The organism is Pelomonas caseinilytica (genome assembly GCF_021353235.1).
GTDB lineage: Bacteria > Pseudomonadota > Gammaproteobacteria > Burkholderiales > Burkholderiaceae_C > Pelomonas > Pelomonas caseinilytica.
Map to the genome: position 1 here is coordinate 129,051 of NZ_JAJTWT010000010.1, position 12,667 is coordinate 141,717.

A 12,667-nucleotide genomic window follows, 5' to 3' on the forward strand; every position below is an offset into this window, starting at 1 on the left:
CCACCGACCCGCAAGGACATGAAGATGCCCAAGACCGTCCCGAACTCCACCGCCCCCGGCAGGCTTCCCGACGCGCAGCGGCGCGCCCTCTCCTTCGGCCTGGGCCTGCTGCCCCTGCTGCCCGCCTGTGGTGGCGGCCAGGGCGGGGCCGCGCCGGCCCTACCGGCGCCTGCGGGAGACACCGGCGCCAACCCCGCCGGCACCACGACACCCGGCGTGTCGTCGCCCTCGGCCGCGCCGGCTCCGGCCGTGCAAGCCGGCCCGGTGCCGGCGCCTACCGTGCAGGGCCTCGTCCACCCTGGGCTGCTCCACACCGCCGCTGACCTGCAGCGCATGCACGACAAGGTGGCCGCCGCCCAGCAGCCCTGGCTCGGCGGCTGGAACCAGCTGCTGGCCGCGCGCCGTTCCAACCTCGACGCGACGCCCTACCCGCTGGAGGTCGTCAAGCGGGGCGTGGCCGGCGACGAGAACTACAACCAGATGATCGTCGACATGATGCGCGCCTATCACCTGGCGCTGCGCTGGAAGGTCACGGCGGACGAGGCCTACGCCCGGGACGCCGTGCGCTTCCTCAACGCCTGGTCGTCGACGCTGAAGGAGCTGGGCGGCAACTCCAACCTCTTCCTCTCCTCCGGCCTGTACGGCAACCAGTGGGCCAATGCCGCGGAGCTGATGCGCACCTACCCTGGCTGGGCCAGGGAGGACGTCGCCCGCTTCCAGAAGATGCTGCTCGACGTGTTCTACACGCGCTGCCACGATTTCCTGGCCAACCACAACGGCACCGAGACCCGCAAGGTGACCCACTACTGGGCCAACTGGGACCTGGCCAACGTCTGTGGCATGTACGCCATCGGCGTGTTCTGCGACCGGCCGGACATCACGGCCGAGGCAAGCAGCTACTACCGCACGGGCCGCGGCAACGGCACCCACGACCACAGCGTCTACTACCTGCATCCCGGTTACCTCGGCCAATGGCAGGAAAGCCACCGCGACCAGGGCCACTCGACGCTGGGCATTGCCCTGGCCGGCATGCTGTGCGAGATGGCCTGGAACCAGGGCGAGGACCTCTACGGCCTCTGGAACAACCGCCTGCTGGCCGGTGCCGAATACGTCGCCAAGGCCAACGCCCTGGCCGCGCCGGCGCCCGACTACACGCCCTACCCCATGCCCTTCACGCCCTATGACGGCGTGCAGGGGCCCGGCACGGCGGTGGCGGGAGTCTTCAACCCCCGCCCCTGCTGGGAGCTGATCTACCACCACTACGTCGGCCGCAAGGGCCTGTCGGCGCCGTGGTCCCAGGCCATGGCGGAGAAGCAGCGCCCCGAGCGGGTCGACGGCGGCGACTCGCCGGGCCTGGGCACGCTGTTCTTCACGCGCGATCCGGTGCCGCCGGCCCGGCCCAGCGGCCTGAGCGCCGTGCTCAGCGGCGGCAAGGTGCTGCTGTCGTGGTGGGGCAGCGCGGACGCGACGCACTACCTCGTCCAGCGCGCCGCGTCGCCCGGCGGTCCCTTCACCGACGTCGCCCAGGTCACCGACCCGCGCACCTTCACCGATGCGCCGGCCCCGGGCAGCTGGCACTACCGCATCAGCGCCGTCACACCCCAGGGCGAGCGGCCGGGCGCCGATACCCTGCGCGTGGCGGTGCCCGGCGAGCTGTGGCTGCACCTGCCGCTGGCCGGCGACGCGCAGGACGCCAGCGGCCACGGCCGGCACGGTGCGCTGCAGGGCGGTGCCAGTTGGGGCGCCGCGGGACACGATGGCGGCGCCTGCCTGGTGCTGGACGGCAGCACCGGCCACCTGCGCCTGCCCGACGGCGCCGTGTCGGCGCTCGGCGACTTCACGGTCGCCGTCTGGGTGCACTGGGACCAGTCCGTCGTCAACACGCGCATCTTCGACTTCGGCTCCACCGACGTGGCCTACATGGCCCTGAGCCCGCGAGACGGCCTGGACAAGATCCGCTTCATGGCCTCGCGCAACCAGTTCTGGGCCGAGGAGAAGGTCTCCGCGCCGTCGGCCCTGCCCACCGGCCGCTGGGTGCACGTGGCCGTCACCCTGTCCGGCACCGTGGGCACGCTCTTCATCGACGGCGCGCCCGTCGCCAGCGCGGACGGCCTGTGGATGGCGCCCTACCAGTTCGGCCAGACCACGCGCACCTGGGTGGGCCGTTCGCAGTACGGCGGCGATCCCTTTTTCAAGGGCCGGATGCAGGACCTGCGCATCTACAGCGGCGCCCTGGGCGCAGCGGCCATCGCCGACCTGGCCCGCTGAGGCCGGCGCCCGCCTTCGAGACCCCACCGCATCGATGCACGCCCAGCAACCGGCACCGTCCCATCCGGCCGCGCCTCCCGCACCGGCCACGGCACCGCGGGCCTCCGAGCGCCTGGAAATCATCGATGCGCTGCGGGGCTCGGCGCTGTTCGGCATCCTGCTGCTGCACGCCGTCGAGCACTGGGACTTCATGCGCATGCCCGAGGGCCGCGCGCCCTGGCTGCAGCGCCTGGACGACGCCACGGTCAGCTGGGCTTTCTTCCTGTTCGGAGGCAAGGCCTACGCCGTCTTCGCCCTGCTCTTCGGCGTGAGCTTCTTCATCACGCTGCAGGCGTGGAAGCAGGACGGGCGCGGTGCCTCGGGCCGCTTCCTGTGGCGCCTGGCCGTGCTGGCGGCCATCGGCTACGTGCACGGCCTGCTCTACTGCGGCGACATCCTCATGGTCATCGCCGTCCTGGGCGTGCCGCTGGTGCTGCTGAACCGCCTGCCCTCGCGCGCCCTGGCTGCGGTGGCGGTGCTGCTGCTCCTGCAACTCCCCCAGTGGGTCGAGGTGTGGCGCGTGGCCGCCGACCCGGGCTTCCAGCCGGCGGCGCGGCGCTTCTGGAGCCTCTACGCGCAGACCGACCCGGTCTTCGCCACCGGCAGCCTGGCCGACGTCATCCACCTGAACGCCTGGACCGGCCAGTTGGCGAAGTGGTGGTGGATGGTCGAGACCTTCCGCTACCCGCAGATGCTCGGCCTGTTCGTCTGCGGCCTGTTGATGGGCCGCAGCGGCGTGTGGCATGACGCGGTGCGCCTGCGCCGCCTCGCCTGGCGCGCGCTCGCCGCCGGCGCTGCGGGCTTCAGCCTGACCTGGCTGGCGCAGCGCGGCGTGGCCACGCTGGACCTGGCCGGCATGCGCCGGCATGTCGTCGACGAGCTGATCGGCATGTACGGCAATCTCGCGCAGATGGCCATCTGGGCCGGCGGCTTCGTGCTGCTCTACCCGTCGGCCAAGGCCCGCGCGGCGCTGCGCCTGTTCGCGCCCTACGGACGCATGAGCCTGACCGGCTACACGACGCAGGCCCTGTTCGGCGTGCCCTTCTTCTATGGCTTCGGCCTGGGCATGTACCGCATCGCCGGCCCCTTCCCCGCGGTGCTCTTCGGGTTGGCCGTCTTCATCGTGCAGTGCGCCCTGGCGCATGCATGGCTGAGGCGCTTCCGCTACGGCCCGCTCGAATGGCTGTGGCGCGCCCTGACCCTCGGAACCATGGCCATCCCCATGCGCCGACGCCCCCGCTCACCCGAACCCGAAACAGCACTCACGAAATGAGAACTCTCATCTGCCTGATGACGGCCCTGTGCCTCGGCTGGCTCCCCAACACCGCCTCGGCCGCCGAGCGCAGCAGCGAGGTCATCAACCGCGACTGGACCTTCACCCTCGGCGACGCACCCGATGGCCAGGCCGTCGGGCGCGACACCCGTGGCTGGCAGCGCGTGGACCTGCCCCACTCCTTCTCCCAGCCCTATTTCCTCGGCACGGGCTTCTACGTCGGCCACGGCTGGTATCGCAAGACGCTGGAGCTGCCCGCCGCCGCCCGGGGGCGGCGCATCTCGCTGGAGTTCGACGGCGTCTTCCAGGACGCGGAAGTCTGGGTCAACGGCCAGAAGGCGGGCCGACACGTCGGCGGGTATACCGGCTTCAGCATCGACATCACGGCGCTGGTGAAGCCGGGCCGCAACCTGCTGGCCGTGCACGTGAACAACGAGTGGAAGGCCCGCGTGGCGCCGCGCGCCGGCGAGCACGTGTTCTCTGGCGGCATCTACCGCAACGTGCGCCTGGTCATGACCGACCCCGTCCACGTGGCCTGGTACGGCACCTTCGTGACGACGCCCCAGGTGTCCGACGACAAGGCCTCGGTGCGCGTGCAGACCGAAGTGCGCAACGACCGCGCCGCGCCGGCCCGGGTCGCGCTGGAGTCCGAAGTGCTGGATGCCGACGGCAGGCGCGTGGCCCGCCATCGCAGCGAGCTGACGGTGCCCGCCGCGGGCAAGTCCGACTACGACCAGGCGCTGCCCGACATCGCCTCGCCGCGCCTGTGGTCGCCCGACCAGCCTTACCTCTACAAGCTGGTGAGCCGGCTCTACGTGAACGGCCGGGCCGTCGACCGCTTCGAGACACCCTTCGGCATCCGCACCGTCAGGTTCACCGCCGACCAGGGCTTCTTCCTCAACGGCAGGCACCTCTACCTGATCGGCGCCAACGTGCACCAGGACCAGGCCGGCTGGGGCGACGGCGTGACCGACGGCGCCGCCCGGCGCGACGTGCAGATGGTCAAGGACGCCGGCTTCAACTTCATCCGCGGCTCCCACTACCCGCACTCGCCGGCCTTCACGAAGGCGACCGACGAGCTCGGCATCCTGTTCTGGTCGGAAGCGCCCTTCTGGGGCATCGGCGGCTTCGGCGCCGACGGCAGCTGGCTGTCCAGCGCCTACCCGCCCGACCCGGCGGACCGCCCCGACTTCGAGGCCAGCGTGCTGCAGCAGGTCCAGGAGATGGTGCGCATCCACCGCAACCGGCCGTCCGTCTTCGTCTGGAGCGCCAGCAACGAGCCCTTCTTCACCCAGGGCGAGGCGATGGACGCGATGCGCGACTTCCTCAAGCGCGAGGTGGCCTTCTTCCACCGCATCGACCCGACGCGGCCGGTGGCCATCGGCGGTGCCCAGCGCGGCGAGATCGACAAGCTGGGCGACGTGGCCGGCTACAACGGCGACGGCGCCACCCTCTTCCTCAACCCCGGCGTGCCGTCGGTGGTGTCGGAGTACGGCTCGACCATGGTCGACCGCCCCGGCGCCTTCGAGCCCGGCTTCGGCCTGATGCCCGAGACGCCCGACCAGCAGGCCGACCCCAAGCCCTATGCCTGGCGCTACCCCTGGCGCGCCGGCGAGGCGCTGTGGTGCGCCTTCGACCACGGCTCCATCGCCTCGATCGAGTTCGGGTCCATGGGCTTCATCGACTACTTCCGCCTGCCCAAGCGCCAGTACCACTGGTACCGCAAGACCTATCGAGGTGTCGAGCCGCCCGCCTGGCCCGTGGACGGCAAGCCCGCCCAGCTGCAGCTGACGGCCAGCCAGACCGTCATCCACGGCACCCAGGGGCTGGACGACTCGCAGCTCGTTGTCACCGTGCAGGACGAGGCCGGCCGGGCCCTGAGCAATTCGCCGGACGTGACCCTCGCCATCGTCAGCGGTCCGGGCAAGTTCCCCACCGGCCGCAGCATCCACTTCAGCCACAAGTCCCTGGTCGCCATCCGCGACGGCCAGGCCGCGATCAGCCTGCGGGCCTACGAGGCGGGAGAGACCGTGGTCGAGGCCACCTCGCCCGGGCTGAAGCCCGCGCGCCTGACCATCACGACCACCGGGCCCGACAAGTTCGTCCCCGGTCGCACGCCGCTGGCGCCCGACCTGCCCGTCGTCACCTACCCGCCCTTCACGCGCATCGCCTTCCCGGGCGACCCCATCAACGTCACCATCAACCGGCCGACGTCGACCAGCGGCGCCGTGCCCGGCCACGAGGCGCCCCTGGCCAACGACGACCAGGAGAAGACCTGGTGGCAGGCCAGCGCCAAGCAAGGCCCCGCCTTCTGGCTCGTCCACCTCGAGAACCTCTACACCCTGCACTGGCTGAGCATGGCCATGCCCGAGGACGGCGGCCCCGACTTCGTCGTCGAGATCAGCAAGGACGGCAACGACTGGCAGCCGGTCGCCGAGGGCAAGGGCGGACGCAAGCACCACGACTTCGCGCTGTTCGACAAACCCCTCACCGCGGCCTTCCTTCGCATCCGCTTCCCCGCCGTGACTGCCGCACACCCGGCCGCGCTCAGCGAAGTGAGGGTCATCGCCAAGCCGGCGCATTGAATCGTTGCTCGCCATGAAACCACTTCGATTCCTCGCCGGTCTCCTTGCGCTGGCCTTGACCCTCGGCAGTGCGACCGGGGCCACCCCACCGCGCGAGCGCACCCGCATCGACGATGGCTGGCGCTTCGCCCTCGGCCATGCCACCGATCCCGCCAAGGACTTCGACCACGGCCTGCGGCCCTTCTTCTTCGGCAAGGCGGGCTACGGCGACGGTCCGGCGGCGGCCGACTTCGAGGACCGGCCCTGGCGCCGCGTCGACTTGCCGCACGACTGGGCGGTGGAGCTGCCGTTCAGCGAGCGCGGCAGTTCGCAGCACGGCATGAAGGCCGTCGGCCGCGGCTTCCCGGAGAACAGCGTCGGCTGGTATCGGCGCGAGCTCGCCGTCCCGGCGTCGGCCCGCGGCCGGCGCTTCGTGCTGGAGTTCGACGGCGTCTTCCGCGACAGCGTCGTCTGGGTCAATGGCCACTACCTGCACCACGAGGCCAGCGGCTACTCCAGCTTCCAGGTCGACATCACCGACTACCTGAACTTCGGCGGACGCAACGTCGTCGCCGTGCGCGTCGACGCGACGACGCAGGAGGGCTGGTGGTACGAAGGCGCCGGCATCTACCGCCACGTCTGGCTGACGCAGACGGGGCCGCTGCATGTGGCGCCCTGGGGGAGCTTCGCCAGCGCCAGCGTCGATGGGGACCGCGCTGACGTGGCGGTCGGCACGACCGTCCGCAACGACGGCAAGGAGGCCGAGAGCTTCACCATGGAGCACGAGCTGAGAGATCCCGCCGGCCGCGTCGTCGCCCGCGCCAAGCTGCCGGTGCGCCAGGTTCAGGCCGACGCGAGCGTGGACATCGCCGCACGCCTGCGCGTCGACGCGCCGAAGCTGTGGTCGCTCGAGACGCCACAGCGCTACACCCTCACCACCTACGTCAGGCGCGCCGGCCAGGTCGTCGACCGCGTCGACACGCCCTTCGGCATCCGCACCATCCGCTTCGATGCCGACCGGGGCTTCTTCCTCAACGGCCGGCACGTCAAGCTGCACGGCGTCAACAACCATCAGGACCATGCCGGCCTCGGCGTCGCGCTGCCCGACGGCATGCACGAGGCACGGTTGAAGATGCTCAAGGCCATGGGCGTCAACGCGATCCGCTCGGCGCACCACCCGGCCACGCCCGAACTGCTGGACGCCTGCGACCGCCTCGGCATCCTCGTCATCGACGAACACCGCATGATGGGCACGGCGCCGCAGATCCGCGACGAGCTGGAGCGCATGGTGCGCCGCGACCGCAACCATCCGTCGGTCATCCTCTGGTCGGTAGGCAACGAGGAATGGGCCATCGAGAACAGCGAGATCGGCACCCGGCTCGCTCGCGAGATGCAGGCCATCGTGCATCGCCTGGACCCCACCCGCCCCGCCACGCTGGCCGTCTCCAGCTCCGGCTACGCCGAAGGCACCTCGGTCGGGTCCGAGGTCATCGGCTTCAACTACAGGGCCCAGCACGACATCGACGCGATGCACCGCCGCTTCCCCGGGCGGCCCCTGGTGGTCACCGAGGAAGGCGCCACCCACGCCACGCGCGGCATCTACCTCGACGATCCGGCGCAGGTGCACGTCGCGGCCTACGACAGGCGCACGGGCGGCGACTCGACCTCGTCCATCGAAGACGCCTGGCGCTTCAATGCCGAGCGTTCCTACCTCGCCGGCATGTTCGTTTGGACCGGTTTCGACTATCGCGGCGAGACCACGCCTTTCGGCTGGCCGGCCATCTCGTCGCAGTTCGGCATGCTGGACACGACCGGCGCGATGAAGGACAGCGGCTACTACCTGAAGGCCGCGTGGACGGCCGAGCCCATGGTGCACCTGCTGCCGCACTGGAACTGGCCCGGCCGCGAAGGCCAAGCCATCGAGGTGCGGGTCTACGCCAACACGGACGAGGTCGAGCTGCGGCTCAGCGGGCGCTCGCTCGGACGCAAGGCGCGCAAGCCTTACGGCCACCTGCAATGGAGCGTGCCCTACGAGGCCGGCAGCCTGGCGGCCCTGGGCTACTCCGGCGGCCAGCTCGTCGCGCAGGAGACCGTGGCCACCACCGGCGACGGCCAGGCCGTGCGCCTGACCGCCGATCGCATGCGCCTGCGGGCCGGCAGCGACGAGGTGACCCTGGTCACGGTGAACATCGTCGACCGCGAGGGCCGCGCCGTACCGACCGCCGGCCAGCGCGTCTCTTTCGAGACGAGCGGGCCGCTGCGGCTCATCGGCATGGGCAACGGCGACCCCGGCTCCCACGAGGCCGACAAGCCGGCCGAGCTGCACCGCTACGCCGCCGCCACGCATTGGCGCCACCGCGGCATCGCGCACGCCGAGGACGCGGCCGCGCTGATGGGCGACGCAGCCGGCGCCGGCTGGCGCGATCCCTTCGCCTGGGTGCCGCCCGACCAGCAACCCGCGGACCGGGCCTGGAACCTCGTGCAGGCCGACCTCCCGCCCGCGGCCGAGACCGGCGCTCGCCGGGTGCTGTTCCTCGGCGACGTCGCACCGGGAACGCGCTTCTTCCTGGACGGCCGCGCCCTCACCCCGCGCCGGGAGGCCGGCATGCTGGCCGTCGACATCGATTCGGCGGCCGGAGCCCCGGCCACGCTCACCGCCGTCTTCCCGACGCCGGCCGGCGGCACGCGCGCCTTGTTCGACGGCGCCCAGGGCGGTCGCCGCTGGGCCACGCTGCGCACAACGACGCCCGCCGCGCCCTGGCAGCGCAGCCTGTTCAGCGGCCATGCGCAATTGATCCTGCAGCCGGGCAGCGAAGCCGGCCGCGCGACGCTGCGCGCCAGCGGCCCCGGCCTCGAAGCCGCCTCGCTCGCGATCGAGGTCTTCTGAAACGCCAGGCGCTCGTCGCCGCCCGGGCTGGCTGGTCGGCCGGGCGGCTGGCCCGTCGCAAGGCCCGGGCGGGAGCCGGCGCGGCGGCGCAGAGTGCATGCACCCCACTCCCGAAAGGACGAAAGCATGGACTACCGATCCCTCGTGGCCATTCCCCTGGCCGCCCTGGCGCTGACCGCCAGCGGCGCCGACAAGCTGCGCCAGCCTGATGGCTGGATGTTCCAGGCCTCCTACGCCTGGCCTCAAGGCGCCACCCATGAAGGCGGCGTGGCCCCCGAAACCGAGAACAGCGGGCAGCGCGCGCTGACGGTCAAGTCGCTGGGGCAGCGCCAGCCGCACGAGATCGGCGGCGTCAGCCAGTACGTCTTCGGCTATGCCGGCCGGCGCATCCGCCTGACGGCCCAGGTGAAGACGGCCGGCGTCGACGGCTGGGCCGGCCTGGTGGTGAGCCCGGGCTACACGCCCCTGGCCTACCTGCCGTTCTCTCCCAACTACGCCACCACGCCCCCTCTGGGCGCGGCCGGCTGCGCCGACTGGTGCGAGGTGAGCGTGGTGGCCGACATCCCCGGCGGCGATGACCTGGGCGCCGGTGTCGCCAACGTCGGCCTCGCCCTCGTCGGCAGCGGCCAGGCCTGGGCGCGCAGCCTGCGGGTGGAAGCCGTGGGCCAGGACGTGCCGCCGACCACCGAGGTCTTCGCGGCCAAGGCGGCCGAGACGGCGCGCGCCATGACGCTGCAAGGCCAGCAGTGGCGTGCGGCCCGCAAGACGCCGCCGAACAACCTGGCGCTGCGCTGAACGCCGGCAGCCCGATCAACGAACTCCGAGGAACCTCGACATGGACTTCCGCGCCCTCCTGATCATTCCCCTTGCCGCCCTGGTGCTGAGCGCCGGCGCGGCCGGCCTGCCCATGCCCGAAGGCTGGATGGCGAGCCGGCATGCCATGCTGCTCGACGGCACGGCAGGATTCGATGGCTACGAGATCGGCATCGACACCGCCGTCGCCGGCAGCTCGCCCAGCCTCACGCTGCACGCCATCGCCGCCCAGCGCAAGGACGCGCCCAGCGTCGGCCACGCCTTCCAGACCGTGACCGGCTATGCCGGCCAGCGGGTGCGCTTCAGCGGCCAGCTGCGCGCCGAAGCCGCCGGCGGCTGGGCGGGCCTCTACCTGGGGCTTGGAGAGAACGACGTGTTGGCGCCGCTCACCCTGGGCCAGCCCGGCGTGGAGAAGAAGCTGCCCGCCGGCGTCCCCCTGCCCGCCGCGGACGGCGTGTGGCGCGAAGTCAGCGTCGTCATGGACGTGCCGGCCGACGAGCCCTTCCTCACCCTGGGCGTGGCCCAGGTGGGCGAAGGCCAGGTCTGGGTGCGCGAGCTGAAGTTCGAAGTCGTCGGGCCGGAGGTGCAGCCCACCACGACCCCGGTCGGCATCGATTGGGCCGGGGCCCGGCGCTTCCACGCAGCGGCACGCGCCAACATGGCCAAGATGCCGCCCCAGCCGCTGCGCAACGCCGCGCTGGACTGAGTCCGCACGCCATGGCCGCCGCGACATCCAACCCGGCGAGCGCAGCCCGGCGCTGGCCGCTGCGCGGCGCCCTCTGGCCCGCCCTGACGTTCTGGGCCGCCTGGGCGCTGCTGCGCTGGCAATGGCCGCATGCGCGCTGGATCGCCATCTCGGCCCAGCTGTGGCTGGCCTACAGCGCTGCCTGGTTGGTCCTGCGCTCGCGGTGGTGGGGGCTGGCGGTGCCGCTGGCGGCGGCGGCCGGCGCGCTGCTGGGTGCCGGCCTCTCGCCCGACGTGACGCTGGCCTCCTGGCTGCCGCCGCTCGGGCCCCTGCCCGTCCTGCGTGCGGCCCTGCCCGCCTTCGCCTTCGCGCTGCTGATGCATCTGCCCCTGCGCTGGTGGCATTGGCGCGAGGAGCAGAAGCTGCGCTGGCAGCTCGCGCGGGCCGAGCAGAGCGCCGCCATGGCCGAGCTGTCGCGACAAGTCAGCGTGGCCGAGCTCAAGGCCCTGCAGGCCCAGGTCGAGCCGCACTTCCTGTTCAACGCGCTGGCCAGCCTGCAGCAGCTCATCCGCAGCCAGCCCGCCACCGCCGAGCGCTTCCTCGGCGAACTGCACGACTACCTGCGCCTGGCCCTGCCGTCCATGCGCGAGCCCCTGTCCACGGTCGAGCGCGAGCTGGCGCTGGCACGGGCCTATCTCACCGTGATGGCGACGCGCCTGGGCGCCCGGCTGCGCGTGGAGGTGCGCGCCCAGCCCGGCTGCGAAGCCGCCGCCATGCCGCCGATGATGCTGCTGACGCTGGTGGAGAACGCGGTGCGCCATGGCATCGAACCCCTGCCCCAGGGCGGGCGCATCGAGGTCGAAGCGCGCCGCGAGGGCGCCCGCCTGGTGCTGGAGGTGCGCGACAGCGGCGCCGGCCTGCATGTCCCGGCGGGCGCGCCGACCGGAGCGCCGACGCAAGGCCAGGGCCTGGGCCTGGCCAATGTGCGCGACCGCCTGGCCAGCCTGTACGGCCAGGACGCGAGGCTCGCCCTGGAACAGCGCGAGGCCGGGGGCGTCAGCGCCCGCATCGAGCTGCCCCTGCCCTCGGGGGAAAACCCATGACTCGCCCCACCGCCATCCTCATCGAAGACGAGGAACTGCCTCGCCAGCGGCTGCGCGACGGCCTGGCCGAACTCTGGCCGGAGCTGCTGGTCCTGGCCGAAGCCGCGGACGGCGACCACGGCCTGGCCCTGGTGCTGGAGCAGCGCCCCGACATCGTCTTCGTCGACATCCGCCTGCCCGGGCTGGACGGCCTGCAGCTCGCCCGGCGCATCAAGGGCTTGTGCCTCGTGGTCTTCGTCACCGCCTACGACGCCCACGCGGTGAGCGCATTCGACCAGGGCGCCGTGGACTATCTGCTCAAGCCGCTGTCCACCGAACGCCTGCACGAGACCCTGATGCGGCTCAAGCAGCGCCTGCAATGGCCGCCGCAGCAGCTGGCGCGCTGGCTGGAGCACTGGGCTCCGCCGAACCTGGCCGCGGCGCCCGCGGCGGCGGCGCCCCTGCGCTGGCTCCAGGCCTCCCAGGGCGAGCGCCTGCATCTCGTCATGGTGGCCGACGTCAGCCACTTTCGCAGCGACAACAAATACACCTGCGCCATCACGGCGGAAGGCGAGTTCCTGCTGCGGCTGTCGCTTCGCGAGCTGCTCGCCCAGCTCGATCCCGAGCAGTTCTGGCAGATCCATCGCGCCGTGGTCGTCAACCTCGCCAGCGTCGCCCGGGTCGACCGCCGCCTGGGCGGCATGGACGTGGTGCTGCGGGACGGAAAGACCCGGCTCGCGGTCAGCCAGAGCTTTCAGGCCCGGTTCAAGCCGATGTGACGGGGCCGGCATCCCATTCCAAAAAGGACTGGGGCCATTACCTGCGTCGCCGGCATTCCCAGCAGGCGCCGCATTCCCGAAAAACCGGACATCCCAACCCACCTGTTCAGGGGGGTAAGAGGCTCGCCCGTTCTGGGGACGAGTGACTGAAGCCTAAACCCACCCTCGGTGGCAACATTTCTTTGCCAGGGTCACAGGCGGGCTGACGCTTTCTCGTTTGAGTAACCGTTTCCGACGTGCGCTGACACACAACGAACGACGGATACGGGGCGAGTTC

Annotated in this window: 8 protein-coding genes; all 8 read left to right on the forward strand. The window is 71.7% G+C overall.

All coding sequences use genetic code 11. From position 1 onward, the window contains the following. The first annotated feature begins 24 nt into the window (after positions 1 to 24). The 8 genes from LXT12_RS21050 to LXT12_RS21085 all read left to right on the forward strand — a co-directional run bounded on the left by LXT12_RS21050 (position 25) and on the right by LXT12_RS21085 (position 12,390). On the forward strand, positions 25 to 2,268 hold the full coding sequence (locus tag LXT12_RS21050) for a LamG-like jellyroll fold domain-containing protein (RefSeq protein WP_233394260.1): 2,244 nt from the start codon (positions 25 to 27) through the stop codon (positions 2,266 to 2,268). Between the two features lie 34 nt (positions 2,269 to 2,302). Continuing rightward, positions 2,303 to 3,580, forward strand: coding sequence for a DUF418 domain-containing protein (locus LXT12_RS21055; RefSeq protein WP_233394261.1), 1,278 nt, complete (start codon positions 2,303 to 2,305; stop codon positions 3,578 to 3,580). Continuing rightward, a complete protein-coding gene (locus tag LXT12_RS21060) occupies positions 3,577 to 6,165 on the forward strand; it encodes a glycoside hydrolase family 2 protein (RefSeq protein WP_233394262.1) in 2,589 nt (862 codons plus the stop codon). The genes LXT12_RS21055 and LXT12_RS21060 overlap by 4 nt, the downstream gene beginning before the upstream one ends. 13 nt (positions 6,166 to 6,178) lie before the next feature. Further along, entirely contained in the window at positions 6,179 to 9,031 is a 2,853-nt protein-coding gene (gene galA / locus LXT12_RS21065; RefSeq protein ID WP_233394263.1) for a beta-galactosidase GalA, read from the forward strand. Between the two features lie 126 nt (positions 9,032 to 9,157). After that, entirely contained in the window at positions 9,158 to 9,826 is a 669-nt protein-coding gene (locus LXT12_RS21070) for a hypothetical protein (protein WP_233394264.1), read from the forward strand. A 40-nt stretch (positions 9,827 to 9,866) separates the two neighbouring features. Then, positions 9,867 to 10,550 (forward strand): hypothetical protein, encoded by a 684-nt coding sequence (locus LXT12_RS21075; protein WP_233394265.1) that lies wholly within the window; start codon positions 9,867 to 9,869, stop codon positions 10,548 to 10,550. A gap of 11 nt (positions 10,551 to 10,561) precedes the next feature. Further along, entirely contained in the window at positions 10,562 to 11,632 is a 1,071-nt protein-coding gene (locus tag LXT12_RS21080) for a sensor histidine kinase (RefSeq protein WP_233394266.1), read from the forward strand. After that, complete coding sequence (locus LXT12_RS21085) at positions 11,629 to 12,390, forward strand: LytR/AlgR family response regulator transcription factor (RefSeq protein WP_233394267.1); 762 nt, start codon at positions 11,629 to 11,631, stop codon at positions 12,388 to 12,390. Before LXT12_RS21080 ends, LXT12_RS21085 begins: the two co-directional genes overlap by 4 nt. The last annotated feature ends 277 nt before the right edge of the window (positions 12,391 to 12,667 follow it).